Origin of the sequence: Rhodomicrobium lacus, from assembly GCF_003992725.1 — a bacterium.
Lineage (GTDB): Bacteria > Pseudomonadota > Alphaproteobacteria > Rhizobiales > Rhodomicrobiaceae > Rhodomicrobium > Rhodomicrobium lacus.
Map to the genome: position 1 here is coordinate 350,108 of NZ_RZNF01000002.1, position 18,679 is coordinate 368,786.

Below are 18,679 nucleotides of genomic sequence, written 5' to 3' on the forward strand. Positions count from 1 at the left end.
AGTCAATGGATTAGGATCGAACTCCGCACGGAGTGGCCAGTTCACATGTTCGGGACGGCTCTCATGCGCCCGTCGCATTTCATGAAAAGATACGCCTGTTTTTCTGCTTCCGGGGTGAAGTGGAAACAGGGCTTCCACAATATCCCGGTGCCGGTCGCATTCTTTGCGCGACAAAAGTATGAAATGGAACGCGCCCGCAAAAAAAAGCGCGGGACAAGCCCGCGCCAGTTTCACTCAGGTCCTTGAAAAGGTCAGGCGCGGTCCATGTCCTCCGGCTTGCCGGGCGATTTGAAGGTCCGGTAGCCCGAGACGATGGTGCTGAAGATACTCTGATGGCCGAGCAGCTCGTCGCGCACCGCGCCGTAGACGTGGATCATCACGAAGATGAGGATCGACCACGCCGCGAGATGGTGGAAGGTGTGGAGGTTCTGGCTGTTTCCGAAAATCGGAACGATCCAGCTCGTGAACAGCGTGTACTGCCACGATCCCATGCCCGTGCCTTCACCGTAGAGCGCAAGCCCCGTAAAGATCATGAAGGTGATGCCCCACAGGAACATGAAGTGCATCGTCAGCGCGGCGAGCGGATTGTGGCAGACATATTTGCGGCCTTCGTTTTCAAGGAAGCCGTAACGCTTGATCTCGTTCCACGTATTGTTCCAGAACTTCGCGCTGTTGAGCGGGATGATGAAGATTTCCCGCGCGTGCTTGTTGCCGACGAAGGCCCAGTAGGTGCGGGCGGCCATTCCGATGATGAGGATGTACCCGGCGGCGAAATGCGTGAAGCGGATATAGCCCATCAGGAAGTGATCGCTCGCCTCGCCTGAAAGGGTCGGCGGCGGGCTGCCGATGAAGTAGCCGGAGATGAGCAGCGCCGCGATGGCGAAGGCGTTCACGAAGTGCCAGATGCGGACCGGAAATTCGTAAACATAGATCGCGGGCTGAAACCCGTTTCCGTTCCCGTCCCCGTTGGGTTTCGGCGCCTGCGGTGGCGGCGGATCGAAGTCGGTGGCGATGACCATGGCTTGCTCCTACATCACGGAGAGGGCGAGGGGGAGAACGATGGAACCCTTTTTCATTCGGATCTCTCCCTTAGCGGACGGTGACTTCGGCCAGTTCGCGGCCGTCTTCGCTCATGACATGGGTGGAGCAGGCAAGACACGGGTCGAAGCTGTGCAGCGTGCGCAGGATCTCCACCGGCTCTTCGGCGCGTTCCACCTTCGTGTTGAGAAGCGCGGCTTCAAACGCGCCGATGTTACCCTCGTTGTCGCGGGGGGAGCCGTTCCACGTGGTCGGCACGACGCACTGGTAATTCTCGATCTTGCCGTTCTTGATCTTGATCCAGTGGCCGAGCGCGCCGCGCGGCGCCTCGGTGAAGCCGACGCCCTTGACCTCGGCGGGCCAGGTCGACGGATCCCACGACGCGGTGTTGGCGGTGGCTGTATCGCCCGCCTTCACATTGGCGATGAGCTTGTCGAGGAAGTAGCTCATCTTGTGCACCGCCCACTGGCATTCGAGGCCACGCGCGGCCGTGCGCCCGAGCGTTGAGAACAGCGCGGAAACGGGCACGTCGAGCGTTTTCAGGACGAGCGTAAGCTGCTCGGTGATTTCCTTGTCGCCCTTCGCATAGCCGATGACGTAGCGGGCGAGCGGGCCGACCTCCATGGCGTGGCCCTTCCAGCGCGGCGCCTTGATCCAGGAATATTTCGCGCTTTCGTCGATCTCCTGAATGTTCGTGCGCGTGCCGACGAGCTTCGGCCCGAGCTTGAAGTTCGGCTCGGTGACGCCATCCCAGGGGTGAAGTCCCTTCTTTTCGTCCGCGTAGGCGTACCAGGAATGCGGCACGAACTCCTGAATCTCGTTCGGGTCGCGCAGGTCGACGGGGAAGACTTCCTTCAGATTGCCGTTGATGATGGCGCCGCGCGGCTGAAGCAGGCTTTCCGCCGAATAGTCGTTGGCGCGGTCCGGAATGTCTCCGTAGGAAAGCACGTTCTTCGACGACAGGCCGCCGCCGTAGAGCCATCCCTTGTAGAACTGCGCCACCGCGAGAAGGTCGGGGATATAGACGTTTTCGACGAACTCGATCGACTGGTTGATGATGGAGCGCACCATGTTGAGGCGCTCCATGTTGATGGAGGTCGATGCGCCCGGCCCTTCGATGTTGATGACCGACGGCACGCCGCCGACGAGCCAGTTCGGATGCGGGTCCTTGCCGCCGAAGATGGTGCGGATGCGCATGATGTGCGTCTGGAAATCGAGCGCTTCCAGATAGTGCGTCACCGCCATCAGGTTCGCCTCCGGCGGAAGGAGATAGGCGGGGTTCGACCAGTAGCCGTTCTTGAACGGCCCGAGCTGGCCCGATTCCACGAACTTCTTGAGCCGGTTCTGCACGTCGCGGAAATAGCCGGGCGACGATTTCGGATGGCGGGGCGAAACCTTCTTTTGGAGTTCGCTCGTCGCCGCCGGGTCGGCCGAGAGCGCCGAGACGGGGTTGACCCAGTCGAGCGCATGAAGGTGATAGAAGTGCACGAGGTGATCGTGCGTCTGCAGCGTGAGCTGCATCAGGTTGCGGATGATGTTCGCGTTTTCGGGAATCTGGATCTTCAGCGCGTCTTCTACCGCACGCACCGAGGTCAGCGCATGGGTGCCGGTACAGACACCGCAGATCCGCTGCGTGAAGGCCCAGGCGTCGCGCGGGTCGCGGCCCTTGAGGATCACTTCGAGACCGCGCCACATGGTGCCGGTCGACACGGCGTTGCGGATGACGTTGTTGTCGTCGACATTCACCTCGCAGCGCATGTGGCCTTCGATGCGCGTGACGGGATCGACGACGACGCGCTTGCCGCTGTTATCGAGCGTGAAGCCGTTGGGTGTGCTGATCGTCGCCATTATTCGTTATCTCCCTTCGAGCGCGCGTTCTTGATGGCGCTGACGGCGGCGTGAGCCGCGATCGCGGCGCCTACGACGCCGGCGGCTGTCGCCCCGATGACATCCGCGTTTTCTTCGACGCCGAACTGCTTGATGTTGGTAAGGCGGTTATAGAAAGAGCCGTTGTCCCAGAAGCCGTCTTCCGAGCAGCCGATGCAGCCGTGACCGGCCTGGATCGGGAAGGAGACGCCGCCGTTCCAGCGCGTCGTGGAGCAGGCGTTGTAGGTCGTCGGCCCCTTGCAGCCCATCTTGTAGAGGCAATAGCCCTTCTTCGCGTTCTCGTCGTCCCATGCTTCGACGAACTGGCCCGCGTCGAAATGCGGACGGCGGTAGCATTTGTCGTGGATGCGCTGGCCGTAGAACATCTTCGGGCGCCCCTGCCGGTCGAGTTCTGGGATGCGCTCGAAGGTGAGGATGTAGGTGATGACGGCGGTCATCACTTCCGGGATGGGCGGGCAGCCCGGGACGCGAATGATCGGTTTGTCGTGGACGACCTTGTGGACGGGTACGGCCTGTGTCGGGTTCGGCTTCGCGGCCTGTACGCAGCCCCACGAGGCGCACGACCCCCACGATATGACGGCCTTCGCATTCGCGGCGGCGTATTTCAGCTGCTCGACGAAGGGCTTGCCGCCGATGATGCAGTACATGCCGTCCTCGTTGAGCGGCGGATTGCCTTCCACGGCGAGGATGTAATTGCCCTTGTGCTTGGTGACGATCTCTTCGACGATGGCCTCCGCCGCATGGCCCGCCGACGCCATGATGGTGTCGTCATAGTCGAGCGAGAGCATGGACAGGATCACGTCGGACGCGAGCGGGTGCGCCGAGCGGATGAACGCTTCCGAGCAGCAGGTGCATTCGAGGCCATGGAGCCAGAGCACGGGGATGCGCGGCTTCGTTTCGAGCGCGTGCGCGAGGGTCGGGGCAAGCTGCGGGCCGAGGCCGAGCGCCGCGGCCGTGAGGCTACAGAATTTCATGAAACTGCGGCGTGACACCCCTTGCCGCCGCAAGACATCGTAGAAAGTTTCGTCCATGACCGGCGTTTCCTTCGCGCGATGGTTCGTTTGACCGGCATCCCTCGGCCGCGTCTTCGCACCATTTCAAGCAAAGGCCGTGCCAAAGTTAATTATGTCATAAATAACATGCAGTTGGGTCTGAGATTTGGGTAGTGTCAGTTTTGATTTCGTCTATTTCCAGTGTGCGCGGCTTGCCAAAGCGGTCACTCTTCTTCCACTTTGTCGCGGGTAGTTTCGCCGCACTCGCGTGTCATGCTATGGGGCTTCAGGCTGGGCAAGGAATGCCGTTCGACCATGATCAAGGCTCCAAATCTCGCGCGGAACGCCGCGTTCTGGGTCGGCACATTCGTGACCGCGCATGTATGCGTCTGGACGCTTTACGGCGTTCTGCATCAGAGCGGGCCGCTTCATCCCGACATGATCGAGGCATGGCTGTGGGGGCAGGAATATCAGTTCGGCTACTACAAGCACCCGCCGTTGTGGGCGTGGCTCGCGGGCGCGTGGTTCGAGATTTTTCCCCGCAGTAACTGGGCGTTCTATTTGCTGTCGTCGCTTACAAGCGGGCTGGGGCTCGTGGGCGTCTGGAAACTCTACGGTGTCTATGCGCGACCCGAGCATCGCTTCGCGGGGCTTCTGCTTCTGGTGACGTCGCCGTGCTACACGCTTCTCGCGCTGAGGTTCAACGCGAACAGCATCCTGCTTCTCGTCTGGCCGTGGGTTGCCTACGCATTCGCGCTCGCGATGGAGCGGCCTGGCGTGCGTAACGGGCTTTTCTTCGGAGCCTGCGCGGCGGCGGCCATGCTGTCGAAATATTACTCTGCGGTGCTGTTGGCGTCATGCCTCGCGGCGAGCTTCGCGCATCCGCAATGGCGGCGCTTCTATCGTTCGCCCGCTCCCTATGTCGCGCTTGCCGGTTTCCTCGTCCTGATGGCGCCGCACGTCATCTGGCTCGTCAATAACGACTTCCCGACGCTCGCCTATGCGGAGACACGCACGCATTTCACCGACGAGAGTGTCGGCTTCGGTTTCGTCAGCTTCATGCTTTCGGTGTTGCTGTTCAATGCCCTGATCGTATTGCTGATCTACACCGCGCGCGATCGCGATCATCCGAAGCGCGGGGATGTGCTCGACGCGACCCTGGCCCGGTTTGTCGCAATTCTGGCACTTGGGCCTTACGCCCTCTCTCTTGTCGTTGCGGCGGCCTTTCACGTTCGCCTGTCGACGAATTTCGCGATCCCGATCTATTTTCTGGTTCCGCTCGTTCTCCTTCAGGCACTGAGGCCCGACCCGCGCCGTCTGATCCGTCGAACGATTTTGGTCGGCGCGGCGATCTATGCGCTGGCGATGCCCATCGCGCTGATCTCGCCCTATGCCATGGGGTTGCTTGGAAAAGAACTCAGTGTCGTGCCCGCCGTCGAGATATCGGAGCTAGCGCACGCGGCGTGGGTGGATACGACAGGCGCTCCGTTGGCGACCGTAGCGGGATCGGAGCCTTATGCCATGGTGACGGCGTTCTACAGCGGCGAGCGCACGCGCGAATTCACGGGGTTCAATCCCGGTTTCGCCCCGTGGGTAACCCCATCCACGCTGGCGAGCGGCGGTCTGTTGACGATCTGTCTGCGGAATGACGCCCTCTGCAACCGCCGTGCCGACAGCTATAATACGGGCGAATCGAAAACGGTCGCCATCACGGTGCGCCGAAAGGCGCCGTTTGCCTCGAAGCGGTCCACGAGTTTTCTCGTGCATATCCAGCCTCCACACGCTCCCGAGCACTTACGTTGAAGATGTGGGACAAATAGTAGCGAATTATACAATCCGCCGACCGGAAAAAACGCAATTTTCCGGGCGAGACGTTTTTCCCGTCCTCAGAGCATTTTCATACCAAGGTTGCCCCAACATGTGCGAACGAGCATCTGATCCTTCCAACCCGCATGACTGCGGCTTCAGGGAAAGCCATCAGTATACGCTCGTCCAGAAGATCCTCGGCGCGATCGATGAGCACTCGAAGGAAGCGAAAGTTTCCGCCTGTCCCGCCTGCCTCAGAGATGCGATGATGGTCGTCGCGGCGCTCCTGCACTTTGAGGCCGAGAAGGACGAAAGGACGAACGAGGCCCACGACCGCGTTGCCGACACATTCGCCGACGTTGCGCGTGAAAGGATGAACGCGGTCGTAGACGCGCTTATCGAACTGGGCTCGGCTAATCGCGTCATGTAAGCCCGACATGAAGCTCCCGATTTGATTCAGTTTTTCTTCCGGTCCTTACAGCTGCTCTAACCCGGATGCGTCAGCATGACGCGGGAAGGCGACGCCGATTCCCATGAGGCACCGCGCGACGCCGCATCTCGAAGCGCAATCGCAAGGTGGAGCCATGAGCAGCGCAAGTTCCGACCTGAACGTCCCTCACCAACGTGAGCGCGAGGTCATTCACGATCACTGGATACTCTTTCTCATTCAGGGATTACTTCTGGCCGTGCTTGGCATTCTCGCCATCGGCGCGCCATACCTTACGACCGTCGTGGCCGTCAAGCTCGCGGGCTGGCTGTTCATCATCGGCGGTATTATCGGCCTCGCCACGTTCTTCACCGGCCGCGAGGTGCCCGGTTCCATCTGGTCGTTCCTCGGCGCGGCACTCGCAATAGCCGTCGGGGTCTACCTGCTGCGGCAGCCGCTCGTCGGCGTCCTGTCCCTGACGCTCGTCTTGGCGGCCTTTTTCCTGGCGCAAGGGATCACGCAGATCTTCGCGGCGCTCTCCCATCGCCGCGTGCTCAGCTCGTGGGGCTGGCTCCTCTTCAGCGGCCTTGTGGATCTCGTCCTCGCCGGCATCATCATCAGCGGGTTTCCGCTCGATTCTGCCTGGGTGCTCGGCATCCTCGTCGGCGTTTATCTCCTGCTGTACGGCATTGCCCTGATCATGACGGCTCTCGCCAGCCGCGACGTCAGCCCGGAACAGTTCGAATATCGCCCTTGAGAATCGCGAGAGTCCTGCGTTCGGGCTTGTCACCTGAACGCAGGAGCATCGAAAGCTGGAGGCACGGGCCGATAGGGAGCCTGCCAATAAGGAACGGCGGGTGGCCGTTTCAGGCTTTTGACAGCTTGGCCAGCTCGTTTTTCAGCGTATCCAGAGCCGGCTTGGCCTCGCCACCGAGATTGATCTCGTTGCCGATACGGTCGAGCGTTGAGTTGAGGTCCGGGACGCGTTGTTGCACCGCCTGCGCGAGCGCCTGCCTTGCCTCGGGCGTAAGTTCCTGAGCCCTGGTTTTCAGGCTGGCGAAGCGATCCGATATATCGCGGATTTCGCCGATTGCCGCCTGAGCCGACCCTGAGTCCTTTATACGGCCTAGCGCCGTCTGGAGGCGCGAGATGTTTGTCAGGATATCGTTTTGCAGAGCGACGGCCGACGTTCCCGCGACCTGGGACGGCTGGGGGGGCAAAGGCGCCGTGCTGTCATTGATCGCAGCGTTCCGACCGGCTTCTCCGGTACGGGTTGTTGGCGGCTCGCCGATCTTTGCCTCGGGCGCGGTGGTGCGCGTGTTGCGATTGATCTGCTCGGCTTCCTGCTGCACCCTGTTTTCGTTCGGCCAGAAGTAGAGTGCGGCGCCGGCAATTATGAGCGCCGGAAGAAGCCAATAGGCGAGATTTGCGCTGCCGCCGGTCGACGCCGACTTGCCCTGACGAATATGTGATGTGGACCGGGTTTCCTGGGGTATTTCCTGCCCGGCTCGAACCGCCGAAGCGCTTGGGATGGCGCGCTCGAAGTCGCCTTTCTGACTGACAAGCAGGCTGGCGATGCCCTGATTGTCGAGACCGGCGGTGGCCTGATGGCGCTTCAGGAAGGCAAGCACGACAGGTGCAAGGAAGCCGATCAGCTTTTTCGCGGAGCCCTGGCCAAGGCCGGCATACTGGGCGAGGCGGGACGTCAGCGTGTCGAGCGTTCCTCCGCCGATGAGTGACGATATGAGGCTCCAGCCGGTCTGCAGGATGTCACGGTTAGAGCCAAGAAGGCTGCCGATGATATCGCCGCTGTTCACGGCGTCGCGGCCGACGATATTTTCCGATTGGGAGAGAGCATATCCGATCCGCTTCGGACCGTCCGAGCCCTGTGCCATGCCCGCGAGGCCCGTCAGGATGCCGGGAATGCCGGCGGAAATTCCTTTTTGAGCTGCCTGCTGTTCAAGTCCAAGCGTCGAAGCCAGTTTTCCCACGATATCGGGAGTAAACGACTGCGTGATGGTCGATAGAAGATTGGTGGCCATTAGAAGCCTCTCCAGTGTTCGCGCAAACAACGATACCTGCAAAGTACAGGCCTGCGCTAAACTCGCTTCTGGCGGCTATCCATGCAACGTCGAACCCAGAATTTCATTATCATGGTCTAAATAAAATCTATGCCCTTCTAGCAATCCGAAACTGAAATGTAAGTATACGCCAAACAGATATTGATGTGAATAGGATAATATTGGCCCCGAAGAGGCCGGAGACTTATTCCCTCTGCTCGACCTTCCGCAAAAAAGAAAGGGCCACGGATGCGGCCCTTTCGATGGAAACAGACTTGCGCCAGCATGAGCGAAACAAATCGACAACGTTGCGCTGCGTGAGGCTTGGCGAAAGCGCGCCCAACGGATAGGCAGGCGGCTTTGGTCGTTCAAGGTCCATGAGGCGCCCCGGAAATTGAAGCTGCCGTCCGCCTCATGAATTTGAAACCGGCAACGCACTCGCAATAATGTGTGGCCGATTTCAAGTCGTCCTATCTGCCAGGCTCACCAGCAGACGCGCCAGCAGCGATATGGGCCACAGCGCCAGCGGCAGGCAGGCCCATAATACGGCGGACGCCATCCATAATAGGGGCCCCAGCCGCCATAATAGCGCGGACCGCCCCAGCCCCACGGACGGGGCCCCCAGCCCCATGGCCGTGGTCCCCAACCCGGACCGCGGTGCCAACCTGGGCCATAACCCCAACCGGGGCCGCCCCACGGTCCGTGAACCTTGATGACGTCGCTGTTCGCGGCTTCATCGTGAACTGCGAGCACGCCCGCAGCGGCTGCGCCCGCCATCGCCGACGTGTGCGCGACGCTCCACGTCAAGGCTCCAGCAAAAAGCGCAAGCGCCAGATAGATGATTTTTTTCATTCAGGTGGTCTCCGAATGACGGAACCCCCTCGGCATGACCAATCTGGCGAAGGATTGTGGCCTTTCGCCGGTCAGATTGTAACGAGCTGTCACGAAGGGCGATCGCTGACGATCGCCACGACACAGGAGCCACGGCGTATCGCCCAATGCCGACCGATCGAGACAGCTTCCGGCGCGCGTCAGTCCGGGATGCGAATGTGAATGTAGCGGAAGGTGGCGAGAAGCCACGGCAGCAAAGCGACCGACAGGAAAACGAGGTTTGTTTCCGCCGCCGCGTCGACCATCGATCGCGTGATCGTCGGCCACGCGATCATGCCCGTGACGATGGCTGCGCCAATCGCGGCGAAGACCGCAAAGCCGAAGCGAAGCGCGCGCGATACGCGGTTTTTCGTTCCGGTCAGCGTCAGCGCGGCGGCGCCGTAGCCGCCGAAAACGAGCGTTCCGCCAAGCCAGGGCGAGACAGGGATCAGAGCCCCGGCGGCGATGGCGAAAAATATGCCGAGGAAAAAGACGGTCCAACTGTCCGGATAGCCGTCCGGGCGTACCGGGAGAAACGCGGTTTCATCCTCGTTTTGCGACTTGTCGTCGATATAGTCGATAAGATCCTGTTCCTGACGGGACATATAAAGCTTCCTCGCAAATGGCAGGTTTCGGGTGCGAAAATACCGGCGCCCCGAAACGTCACCGTCCTGCCGTGTCCTTTGGCCTTGCGCCGGAGCCAGTTTGCACATGGCGCGAGCGCCGCTGCGCTTGCATGATCCGCGCGCAGGGGACTCGATCCGAGCGCGGGGTTATGCGGCGTTTTCGGCGGTAACTCGAAAACATGCTATCCGACCGGATGCCACATCCGCACGTATATGGGCGAATCGACAGACAGCGCAATCGGCGAGGGCGCCCGTTACGCGGTCCGCCGCAATCAGCGTGGCGCCCAGGGGTTCTTTGCCTCCGCGCTATCGTCGGCCTTGAGGTCGCTGCCTTTCGACCCGGCAACCCCGGAGAGGGGGGCGCCTCTTAGCGAATCGTGCGCAAGCGGGTTCACGTCGGATTCGAAAATGAGCTTGATGAGCGCCTTCTGGGCGGGAACCTGCGCATATTCCTTGTAGATGGTCAGGCTCTGGATCGTGAAGGCGAGGCGGTCGGCTTCGTTCGTCTTCAAGCCCATCTTCTGCACGATTTCCGTATCGATGCGCTCGCCTCTGTCCAGAACCCATTCCTGCATTTCAAGGCCGACTTTGGCCAGGATCGCGCGCGCGGATGTGGGAAGCGCTTGATACCGGTCCTTCGACATGATGAGGAAGCCCGGCGTATACAGGTGATAAGAGAGGGTGAGGTAGTTCTGCACCTTGTGAATGTTCTCGCCGTAGATCAGGTCGAGCGTGGATTCGATGCCGTCCAGTTCGCCGCGCTGAATGCCGCCGTAGACATCCTTGAACTCGACGGGTAACGGTTCGACGCCATAGGCCTTGAACATCTTGATGCGCCATTCACCCTTCGGCACACGCAGCTTGAGGCCCTTCAGGCTTCCGGGCCCTTCCACGGGGCGTTTGTTGTTCAGGATTTGGCGGAAACCCAATTCCCACATCGCCAGCAGCTGATAGCCCTTCGCGTTGGCGGCCGCCTGAAGATACTGCTTCATGGCCTTGTCGCGGAACTGCCGGACATGGGCGCGATTGCGAACGAGAAACGGCATTTCGAACACGCCGAACTCGCCCGCCACGTTCGACATGGGCGTGCCGATGACGGAAATGTCGACCTCGTTCTTCAGCATCTTCTTCAGCACTTCGGCATCGCCGCCAAGCCCGCTTTTCGGGTGAAGCACGATGCGGATGCGCCCGCGCGACATCGCTTCGACACGGCGCGCGTATTCTTCCGCCGAGATGAAATAAAGCGATCCCTCAGCCCCGATATGAGAGAAGTGAAGTTCAAGCGGCCCCTCGGCAGGAGCCTGAGCGCGCGCGGACGAAATCGCGAAAGCCCCCGCCACCATGCAGACAATCGCCAGCGCTGCCGCGCGCAGTATCGTGAATGTGCCCGTCATAGCCCCTCCCAGTCTCAGCAGCATTTACGATAAGTTTTAGGTAGTCTCAAGCAACACGAGCGCGATTTCGCTCGCGGACCTCGCGCAAGGGGAGGGAACGGGCGTTCGGCGCGGCGCGTCGGGCTGTTCAGCGCGCCAGATCCTTGAGGCCGAAGCGAATGAGATCCTCGGTCCGCGCGTTGTCGCCCGCCTTGTCGAGCGCGGCTGAAATCGCGGCGTTCGCCTGAAGCGGCGCATAGCCGAGGTTCACGAGCGCGGACACCGCCTCCGCCGCGGGAGAGGGCGCGACGGAGGCGGGCGTCGCTGCCGATGCGGCGCCGGAGGTTGGCGCGGCGTTGGCTGCGACGCTGAAAGCGAGGGGCGGAGCCTTGTCCTTGAGTTCGTTCACGATCCGAAGCGCCACCTTCGGGCCGACGCCCGGCGCGCGCGTCACGCTCACGCGGTCCTGCATGGCGATGGCTTGCGCGAGCTGTGTGGAATCGAGCGTCGCGAGGATGGACAGCGCCACCTTTGCGCCGACACCCTGCACGCTTTGCAGGAGACGGAACCAGCCACGTTCGGCCTCGGAGAGGAAACCGTAAAGCTTGATTGCGTCCTCGCGGACATGCGTCTCGATGGAAAGCGCAACCGGTTCGCCGGGCCGCAGCGCACCGAGCGTCCGCGGCGAGCAGGCCACTTCATAGCCGACGCCGCCAACATCGATTATGGCGTGGTCCGCGCCCACGGTGTCGACGATGCCCTTGAGCTTTCCGATCATGACCTCAGCATAACCCGAGTCGGCGACGGCGGCGCGAGCGGGTTTTGCGCTTCGCGTCAGCAGTCCCTGTTTCAATTCTTCTCGATTTCTTGTGCGCCCCGCCGCGAGACGGTGAACGGTAGCCTACATAAAGGGAATAAATCGAAGAACAGGGAGGATCATGAGCACCGAACCCGAATGCCGGCTCGTAAGGGCAGACACGACCTACGATGGAAAGCAGGGCCTGACCTACCGCCGCGGCATCGCGTCGGAAACCGTGGGCTCCCAGGGCATCTGCATGCATCTTCTGACGGTCCCGCCGGGCGGCCGCGCGAAAGTGCACCTGCATGAAAAGCACGAGACGGCCATCTACGTTCTCGATGGCGAGGCGTGGACGCTCCATGGCGACCGGCTTCAGCATCGGACGCTGACCCGCGCGGGCGACCTGCTTTATATTCCCGCAGGCGTGCCGCACCTGCCCGTCAACCTGAGCGACGGGCCGATTTCAGCGGTGATCGCGCGAACGGACCCGAGCGAGCAGGAAAGCGTGGTTCTGCTGCCGGAGCTTGAACCGCTGGCGGAAGACATCATCGCCGCTCTGAAGTCCGGCGACATCACGCCGGAGCCGAAAGCGCCGCCCGTATAGCGAGCGCGCGCCTGTGATGGGCGTGGCAGATGGCAACGGCGAGCGCGTCGGCTGCGTCGGGCGTCGCGGGCTGTGCCTTGGGCATCAGATAGCGCAGCATCGCGCGGATCTGCGTCTTGTCGGCGTGGCCCGCGCCGGTCACGGTCTTCTTGATCGAATTCGGCGCGTATTCGGCAACGCTGAGGCCCAGCCTTGCCGGGACGAGAAGCGCTACTCCGCGCGCCTGGCCGAGCTTCAGCGCGGCGCGCGCGTTCGTATTGACGAAGGTTTCCTCGATCGCGGCCTCGTCTGGGGCATGAGCCAGCACAACCTCGGTCAATCCCTCGAACAGGGCGGTGAGCCGCTGGCCCATCGCTTCGCCCGCGCCCGTATCGATGGTGCCGCAGGCGACGAATGACAGACGCTGGCTGTCCCAATCCACGACGCCCCAGCCGAGATGGCAAAGGCCCGGATCGAGCCCGAGGATTCGGACGGGGGGTTTCGGCATGAGGGAAAATCCGGCTGCAATTCTACCCGCACCGTCTTCTGCGTCGGCCCGTTCGGTCAAGCCCTTCGCGCGTTTCCGGGCATGTCCGGTGCGAAGTCGATGCCCGAACACCATGTTGTCATGAGGAAAACTCGCGCGGCTGTTTGCCGTGGCCGCGGCAAAGGGCTATCCCTGCCGCCAGAAGTCGAAGGGGAGACGCATGAAAACCGACACGCCGAAGCCGATCTATCTGAAGGATTACGCCCCCCCTGCTTTCCTTATCGCCGAAACCTACCTCGACGTGACGCTCGATCCCGCCGAGACGCGCGTGAAGTCGCGGCTATCGGTGAGGCCCAATCCGGCTGTCAAGAGGCGCGCGACGGAAATCGCGCTCGACGGCGAGTTGCTGCGGCTTCTAGGCGTGTCCATCGATGGGGCGCCGGTCGACGCGTCGCGCCTTGTGGTGACGGCCAGGGATCTCACCATCCGCGACGTTCCCGCCAAGCCGTTCACGCTCGAAATCGAGACGATCTGCGACCCGGCCGCCAACAAGGCGCTGTGCGGGCTCTATCTCTCACGCGGCGTCTACTGTACGCAATGCGAGGCCGAAGGCTTCCGCCGCATCACTTATTATCTCGACCGGCCGGACGTGCTGGCGAAGTTCCGCGTCCGCATAGAGGCGGCGAAGCAGGATACGCCGGTGCTTTTGTCGAACGGCAATCTGGTCGCGTCGGGCGATCTTCCCGGGGAGCGCCACTTCGCCGTGTGGGAAGACCCGTTCCCGAAGCCCGCCTATCTCTTTGCGCTCGTCGCAGGCAAGCTCGCCATGGTGGAGGACCGCTTCATCACGAGGTCGGGCCGCAACGTCACGCTGCGGATCTATGTCGAACCCGGCAAGGAAGACCGGTGCGGCTGGGCGATGGAAAGCCTGAAGCGGTCGATGAAATGGGATGAGGACCGGTTCGGCCTCGAATACGACCTCGACATGTTCATGATCGTCGCTGTGTCCGATTTCAACATGGGCGCGATGGAGAACAAGGGGCTCAACGTTTTCAACGACGCGCTGATCCTGGCGCGGCCCGATACCGCGACCGACGCCGATTACGAGCGCATCGAAGGGGTGATCGCGCACGAATATTTCCACAACTGGACGGGCAATCGCGTCACCTGTCGCGACTGGTTCCAGCTCTGCCTCAAGGAAGGGCTTACCGTTTTCCGCGATCAGGAATTCACCGCTGACCAGCGCTCCGCAGTGGTGAAGCGCATAGAGGACGTGCGGTGGCTGCGAAGCATGCAGTTCACCGAGGATGCGGGCCCGCTCGCCCATCCCGTGCGCCCTTCGTCCTTCATCGAGATCAACAACTTCTACACCCGCACGGTTTACAACAAGGGCGCCGAACTGTGCCGCGTGCTGCAGACCGTGCTCGGACGCGACGGTTTCCGCAAAGGCCTCGACCTCTATTTTGAGCGCCATGACGGCCAGGCGGTGACAGTGGAGGATTTCGTGTCGGCACTCGGCGACGCGAACGGCGCTGACCTCTCCCCCTATCTCCTCTGGTACAATCAGGCCGGCACGCCGACGCTCGATGCGCGCCTTTCCTATTCGGAGGGGGCCAAGGAGGCGCGGCTTACGCTGAGCCAGACCTATCCCGATCTGCCCGGCCAGCCGAAGCGCAAGGCGGTGCCCATTCCGGTAAAGCTCGGGCTGCTCGGCCCGAACGGCGGAGAGATTCCACTCGAAGTGGAAGGAAAGCCGGTCGACGGCGGTCTGGTGGTGCTGTCGAAAAAGAAAGAGGTGTTTACTTTCGAGAAAGTGGGCTCGCGGCCCGTGCTGTCGCTGCTGCGCGACTTTTCGGCGCCCGTCAACCTCAACGCGGGCGCGCGCGACAAGGACATGCTCACGCTCATCCGCGCCGATACCGATCTGTTCAACCGCTGGCAGAACGCCCAGGCCTTCGCGCTGAAGCACATCGTCGCTCTGGCAAACGCCATCGCGAAGGGTGAAACCGCGCGGGGCGATCCGCGCTTTGTCGCGGCGGTCGGCGAAGTCGCGGACGACGACACCCTCGAACATGCCTACCGCGCCGCGTTCCTCTCGCTTCCTTCCGAATCGGATGTTGCGCTTGCCATCGGCGAGAACGTCGATCCCGAGGCGATTCATCAGGCGCGAACGCTTTTGCGCGCCACGATGGGCAAGAGCCTCCGCGCGATCCTCGAAGGCGTCTACGAGCGAAGCGCCCCCGCCGAGCCCTACAATCCGGATGCGGAAAGCGCTGGCAGACGCGCGCTGCGACAATCCGCGCTGAGCCTGCTTGCGGCGGGAAAAAGCCGCTTCGGGATTGCGCGCGTGAAGGAGCAGGCGAAGACCGCGACCAACATGACCGAGTCCATCGGCGCTCTCTCGATCCTTTCGCAGGTCGGCGGCGATGCCTACGATCAGGCGCTTCAGCGCTTCCACAGGAAGTGGAAGGACGAGCCGCTCGTCATCAACAAATGGTTCGCCTTGCAGGCGTCGTCGCCGTCGCCGGATACCATCGCGCGCATCGCGGATCTCGTCGCCAACCCGCTGTTTTCAATCCAGAACCCAAATCGCGTGCGCTCGGTATACGGTGCATTCGCGCATGGGAACCAGGTTCGGTTCAACGATGCGAGCGGCGCCGGCTACGACCTCGTTGCCGATGCCGTGATCGAGATCGACGGCTTCAACCCGCAAATGGCGTCGCGGCTCGTCGGCGCGTTCGAGAGCTGGCGAATCTTCGAGCCGAAACGCCGTGCGCTCGCCGGGCAGGCGCTTGCGCGCATTCTCGACAGGAAGGATCTCTCCCCCGACGTATTCGAGATCGTATCAAAAATCGTTGGCGGGCGCGAAGGCGAAGTGGCAGGCTGAACACAGCGAGTCGCCGCGATTGCCGTTGGAACACCGGTGGTTGCAGCGCCGCCTGTACTACAAAGGGGTGACTCTTTCTTAACTAATCGTGCTCATGTTAAGATCACGGTGACTAAGACTAGGTACGGGGCGAATCTACCGGCGGGAAGACATGGCGCTTCATGAGTTGAGCCAGACCTTTTCCAATGCGCGCGCTGTCGAAGCGCCGCGCACGGTTGTCTCTTCCCTCCAGCCGGACGCTGCGGCGAGTGCACTCGCGCAGATGAGGCAATTGCTGATCGTGCTGGGCGGAACGGGCCTTGCCGCGCTCGGGTTGCTCGCCGTGCTCTGCTTCGGCTCGACGCCGGTCGAGCCGGAGATCGTTGCGTTCTGCCTTGGCGCGGCTGCCCTGTCGCTTGTGTCATGCCTCTGGATGTGTCGGCGCAGTCTCGATCGATCCGAGGCGGCGCGCCTTGCGATCGCTTCCCATGTGCAGGGGGTCGAAGCTGCGGGTGCGCTCGGGCTCCGCTGGAATCTCGTGACCGGCGATCTGGCCTGGGCGGGCGACACGAGCCGCCTTTTCGCAACCGGCGAAAGCTGTCCGACGAGCTTTCGCGACTTCCGCCAGTGGCTCCATCCCGACGACTTCCTTTATGCCTCCATTTCGCAGGCCCTGAAAAACGCGCAGAAGCGCGTCAATTGGCCTGTGCGTATCAAGGATGCGGAAAAGGGCTGGCGCACCTTTCAGCTCAGAGGAGAAATTTCTTCGACGCCTCAAGGCGCTCCAGCCTTCGATGGCCTTCTCGTTCCCGTGGACGCAAACCCGGTCCGGCAGGGACTCGAGGGTTTTCCGTCATTGCCCGACATCGTGGAATCGCTTCCTATTTCCATAGCGATCTGGGATCGTGAAAATCGTCTCGTGCTGTGCAACCGGAAGTTTCGACAGCTCTACCGTGTCTCGACGGCGGCGGCGCTGCCCGGCACCTCCTACGAGGAGATACAGGCGCAGACACGCGAGGCCATTGCGCAGCGGCCGCCGGAAGGGCGCGGCGTGGTGGGCCGGTTCCAGCTTCAGGAACGGCAGCTCGACGACGGCACCTGGCTCCAGATCGGCGAATACTGGACGGGGGAGGGAACCCTGGTGAGCTTCGGCACGGACATCACCATGCAGAAGCAGACGCAGCACCGGGTTCTCGAACGGGAGCAGCAGATGCGAGCGAGGGTGGACGGCTTCGAGCAGAGCCGCAGACAACTTGAAATTCAGGCGCGGCAGCTTCGCGAACTCGCGGAGTCCTACAACGAAGAGAAGATCCGAGCGGAAGCCGCCAATCAGGCCAAGTCCGAATTCCTTGCCAACGTCAGCCACGAGCTTCGCACGCCGCTGAACGCCATCATCGGCTTTTCGGAGATGATGCGCGACGGCGTGCTGGGGCCGATCGGCAACCCGAAATACGAGACCTATGTCAAAGACATTCATAACAGTGGCCGCTATCTCCTCGAAATGATCAACGACATTCTCGACATGTCGAAGATCGAGGCGGGCCGCTGGACCCTTTCGCCCGAATGGTTCACGATGGGCGATGTGTTCCAGGAATGTCTTTCGGTGGTCAGTCCAGTCGCCATGGAAGGCAGCGTGGAATTGAGCCAGACGGGCAACCCCGGCATTTCGCTTTACGGAGACCGGCGCGCGCTGAAGCAGGTGCTGATCAATCTGCTTTCGAACGCCATCAAGTTCACCCCACAGGGGGGAAGGGTTTCGCTGCGCGCCTATCGTTATCGCGGCAGCATACGGATCGCAATCGCCGATACGGGTGTTGGTATTCCGAAACACGATCTCGGTCGTCTGGGAAGGCCGTTTGAGCAGGTGAGCAATCAGTTGACCAAAGGACACAAGGGAACCGGGCTCGGCCTTGCGATTTCGCGCTCGCTGGTCGAGATGCATGGCGGCAAGCTCGACATCAAGAGCCGTGTCGGCGAGGGCACGACAGTGACATGCATTCTGCCGGTTCAGGATGAAAAGGAAATCGGGCGCGAGGCCGCGTGACGCTAGAAAAAACGATTGAACCCGCCTCCGCCTCCCTGGAACGAACCTCAGACTCCGTTCGCCGCCTCACCGAGCAAAAGCGCGGTCAGCCTGTCACCGTGGGCGAGATTCTCGACACGCTGCAAGACAGTGGCTTTGGCGTGCTGATGATCCTGTTCGCGCTGCCGAACGCGGTGATTCCGGGCATTTCCTTTATTCTCGGCGCACCGGTCGTCCTGCTCGGCCTTCAAATCGCCTCGGGGCGCAAGAAAGTCTGGCTTCCGGAGGTGATGCGCCGACAGGTCATATCGCCGGCCGTTTTCGAGGCGGTGGCAGACCGCGTGGAGCGGTTTCTCGTCTGGATCGAGAAGCGCGCCCGGCCGCGATGGGGCGTGGTGGTCAGCGACGGCGGCGAGCGGCTGCTCGGTCTCTATATCTCCATCGTTGCCGCGTTTCTCATGCTTCCCATGCCCTTCGGCAACATCCTGCCCGCTTTCGGCATAGCTTTCATGTCGGTCGGTATCATCGAGAAGGACGGAAAGGCGGCGAGCCTCGGCGCGGCAATCGGTTTCCTCGGAATCCTCTATCTCGTCCTGGCATTCGCCCTCGGGCTTCAGGCACTGAAAGCCGTCATCGGGATGCTGTAGATCAGGCCCTGATACTCGCGATTATTCGTGTGAAATACCGGCCATGAAACAATGGCTTGCGGTATCACATCGCCTTCACGGGAATGCGCGACCCTGTTCCGGCGATGGCGACTGCGGCTTGCGGCAGCGTCATTGCGAACAGCGCTTGCCTTGCCGGGCGGCTGGTAATCGAGGTGCCTGTACGCGGCCTGTGTG

At 61.8% G+C, this 18,679-nt stretch carries 16 protein-coding genes; 7 read left to right on the plus strand and 9 right to left on the minus strand.

Features of this window, described 5'->3' with window-relative positions:
• Positions 1–251: 251 nt before the first annotated feature.
• The 3 genes from cybH to EK416_RS02385 all read right to left on the minus strand — a co-directional run bounded on the left by cybH (position 252) and on the right by EK416_RS02385 (position 3,956).
• On the minus strand, positions 252–1,019 hold the full coding sequence (gene cybH / locus EK416_RS02375) for a Ni/Fe-hydrogenase, b-type cytochrome subunit (RefSeq protein ID WP_127075883.1): 768 nt from the start codon (positions 1,017–1,019) through the stop codon (positions 252–254).
• Positions 1,020–1,089: 70 nt separating this feature from the next.
• On the minus strand, positions 1,090–2,886 hold the full coding sequence (locus EK416_RS02380) for a nickel-dependent hydrogenase large subunit (RefSeq protein WP_127075884.1): 1,797 nt from the start codon (positions 2,884–2,886) through the stop codon (positions 1,090–1,092).
• Complete coding sequence (locus EK416_RS02385; RefSeq protein WP_127075885.1) at positions 2,886–3,956, minus strand: hydrogenase small subunit; 1,071 nt, start codon at positions 3,954–3,956, stop codon at positions 2,886–2,888. The genes EK416_RS02380 and EK416_RS02385 overlap by 1 nt, the downstream gene beginning before the upstream one ends.
• 276 nt (positions 3,957–4,232) lie before the next feature.
• Here EK416_RS02385 and EK416_RS02390 point away from each other — a divergent pair, with 276 nt between their 5' ends.
• From EK416_RS02390 to EK416_RS02400, 3 genes are all read left to right on the plus strand, one after another.
• A complete protein-coding gene (locus EK416_RS02390; RefSeq protein WP_164729818.1) occupies positions 4,233–5,720 on the plus strand; it encodes a glycosyltransferase family 39 protein in 1,488 nt (495 codons plus the stop codon).
• 115 nt (positions 5,721–5,835) lie between these two features.
• Positions 5,836–6,153 carry a hypothetical protein gene (locus EK416_RS02395; protein ID WP_127075887.1) on the plus strand — a complete coding sequence of 106 codons (318 nt, stop codon included), beginning with the start codon at positions 5,836–5,838 and terminating at the stop codon, positions 6,151–6,153.
• 154 nt (positions 6,154–6,307) lie between these two features.
• Complete coding sequence (locus EK416_RS02400; RefSeq protein WP_127075888.1) at positions 6,308–6,907, plus strand: HdeD family acid-resistance protein; 600 nt, start codon at positions 6,308–6,310, stop codon at positions 6,905–6,907.
• Positions 6,908–7,016: 109 nt separating this feature from the next.
• Here EK416_RS02400 and EK416_RS02405 read toward each other — a convergent pair whose 3' ends face one another.
• The 5 genes from EK416_RS02405 to ruvA all read right to left on the minus strand — a co-directional run bounded on the left by EK416_RS02405 (position 7,017) and on the right by ruvA (position 11,857).
• A complete protein-coding gene (locus tag EK416_RS02405; RefSeq protein ID WP_127075889.1) occupies positions 7,017–8,192 on the minus strand; it encodes a DUF937 domain-containing protein in 1,176 nt (391 codons plus the stop codon).
• Positions 8,193–8,693: 501 nt separating this feature from the next.
• On the minus strand, positions 8,694–9,062 hold the full coding sequence (locus EK416_RS02410; protein ID WP_181952109.1) for a hypothetical protein: 369 nt from the start codon (positions 9,060–9,062) through the stop codon (positions 8,694–8,696).
• Positions 9,063–9,241: 179 nt separating this feature from the next.
• Positions 9,242–9,685 carry a hypothetical protein gene (locus EK416_RS02415; RefSeq protein WP_127075890.1) on the minus strand — a complete coding sequence of 148 codons (444 nt, stop codon included), beginning with the start codon at positions 9,683–9,685 and terminating at the stop codon, positions 9,242–9,244.
• A 293-nt stretch (positions 9,686–9,978) separates the two neighbouring features.
• Positions 9,979–11,100 (minus strand): TRAP transporter substrate-binding protein, encoded by a 1,122-nt coding sequence (locus tag EK416_RS02420; RefSeq protein ID WP_164729819.1) that lies wholly within the window; start codon positions 11,098–11,100, stop codon positions 9,979–9,981.
• 127 nt (positions 11,101–11,227) lie between these two features.
• Positions 11,228–11,857 (minus strand): Holliday junction branch migration protein RuvA, encoded by a 630-nt coding sequence (gene ruvA, locus EK416_RS02425; protein ID WP_127076340.1) that lies wholly within the window; start codon positions 11,855–11,857, stop codon positions 11,228–11,230.
• Between the two features lie 160 nt (positions 11,858–12,017).
• On the opposite strand from ruvA, the gene EK416_RS02430 reads away from it, so the two are divergent.
• Positions 12,018–12,482, plus strand: a complete 465-nt coding sequence (locus EK416_RS02430; protein WP_127075892.1) for a cupin domain-containing protein — start codon at positions 12,018–12,020, stop codon at positions 12,480–12,482.
• Here the strand turns inward: EK416_RS02430 and ruvC are convergent.
• Complete coding sequence (ruvC, locus tag EK416_RS02435) at positions 12,451–12,969, minus strand: crossover junction endodeoxyribonuclease RuvC (protein ID WP_127075893.1); 519 nt, start codon at positions 12,967–12,969, stop codon at positions 12,451–12,453. The two genes, EK416_RS02430 and ruvC, sit on opposite strands and share 32 nt — an antisense overlap.
• 199 nt (positions 12,970–13,168) lie before the next feature.
• Here ruvC and pepN point away from each other — a divergent pair, with 199 nt between their 5' ends.
• From pepN to EK416_RS02450, 3 genes are all read left to right on the plus strand, one after another.
• Positions 13,169–15,835: an aminopeptidase N gene (gene pepN / locus EK416_RS02440; RefSeq protein ID WP_127075894.1), complete on the plus strand. Its 2,667-nt coding sequence runs from the start codon at positions 13,169–13,171 to the stop codon at positions 15,833–15,835.
• Between the two features lie 151 nt (positions 15,836–15,986).
• Positions 15,987–17,858 carry a sensor histidine kinase gene (locus EK416_RS02445; RefSeq protein WP_127075895.1) on the plus strand — a complete coding sequence of 624 codons (1,872 nt, stop codon included), beginning with the start codon at positions 15,987–15,989 and terminating at the stop codon, positions 17,856–17,858.
• Positions 17,855–18,484, plus strand: a complete 630-nt coding sequence (locus tag EK416_RS02450; protein WP_127075896.1) for an exopolysaccharide biosynthesis protein — start codon at positions 17,855–17,857, stop codon at positions 18,482–18,484. The genes EK416_RS02445 and EK416_RS02450 overlap by 4 nt, the downstream gene beginning before the upstream one ends.
• Positions 18,485–18,679 lie beyond the last annotated feature (195 nt).

Coding starts and splice junctions, on each gene's coding strand:
- EK416_RS02410 (WP_181952109.1), bottom strand. CDS start 9,062: ATGAAAAAAATCATCTATCTGGCGCTTGCGCTTTTTGCTGGAGCCTTG.
- pepN (WP_127075894.1), top strand. CDS start 13,169: ATGAAAACCGACACGCCGAAGCCGATCTATCTGAAGGATTACGCCCCC.
- EK416_RS02400 (WP_127075888.1), top strand. CDS start 6,308: ATGAGCAGCGCAAGTTCCGACCTGAACGTCCCTCACCAACGTGAGCGC.
- EK416_RS02385 (WP_127075885.1), bottom strand. CDS start 3,956: ATGGACGAAACTTTCTACGATGTCTTGCGGCGGCAAGGGGTGTCACGC.
- cybH (WP_127075883.1), bottom strand. CDS start 1,019: ATGGTCATCGCCACCGACTTCGATCCGCCGCCACCGCAGGCGCCGAAA.
- EK416_RS02380 (WP_127075884.1), bottom strand. CDS start 2,886: ATGGCGACGATCAGCACACCCAACGGCTTCACGCTCGATAACAGCGGC.
- EK416_RS02390 (WP_164729818.1), top strand. CDS start 4,233: ATGATCAAGGCTCCAAATCTCGCGCGGAACGCCGCGTTCTGGGTCGGC.
- EK416_RS02430 (WP_127075892.1), top strand. CDS start 12,018: ATGAGCACCGAACCCGAATGCCGGCTCGTAAGGGCAGACACGACCTAC.
- EK416_RS02445 (WP_127075895.1), top strand. CDS start 15,987: ATGGCGCTTCATGAGTTGAGCCAGACCTTTTCCAATGCGCGCGCTGTC.
- ruvA (WP_127076340.1), bottom strand. CDS start 11,857: ATGATCGGAAAGCTCAAGGGCATCGTCGACACCGTGGGCGCGGACCAC.
- EK416_RS02405 (WP_127075889.1), bottom strand. CDS start 8,192: ATGGCCACCAATCTTCTATCGACCATCACGCAGTCGTTTACTCCCGAT.
- EK416_RS02395 (WP_127075887.1), top strand. CDS start 5,836: ATGTGCGAACGAGCATCTGATCCTTCCAACCCGCATGACTGCGGCTTC.
- ruvC (WP_127075893.1), bottom strand. CDS start 12,969: ATGCCGAAACCCCCCGTCCGAATCCTCGGGCTCGATCCGGGCCTTTGC.
- EK416_RS02415 (WP_127075890.1), bottom strand. CDS start 9,685: ATGTCCCGTCAGGAACAGGATCTTATCGACTATATCGACGACAAGTCG.
- EK416_RS02420 (WP_164729819.1), bottom strand. CDS start 11,100: ATGACGGGCACATTCACGATACTGCGCGCGGCAGCGCTGGCGATTGTC.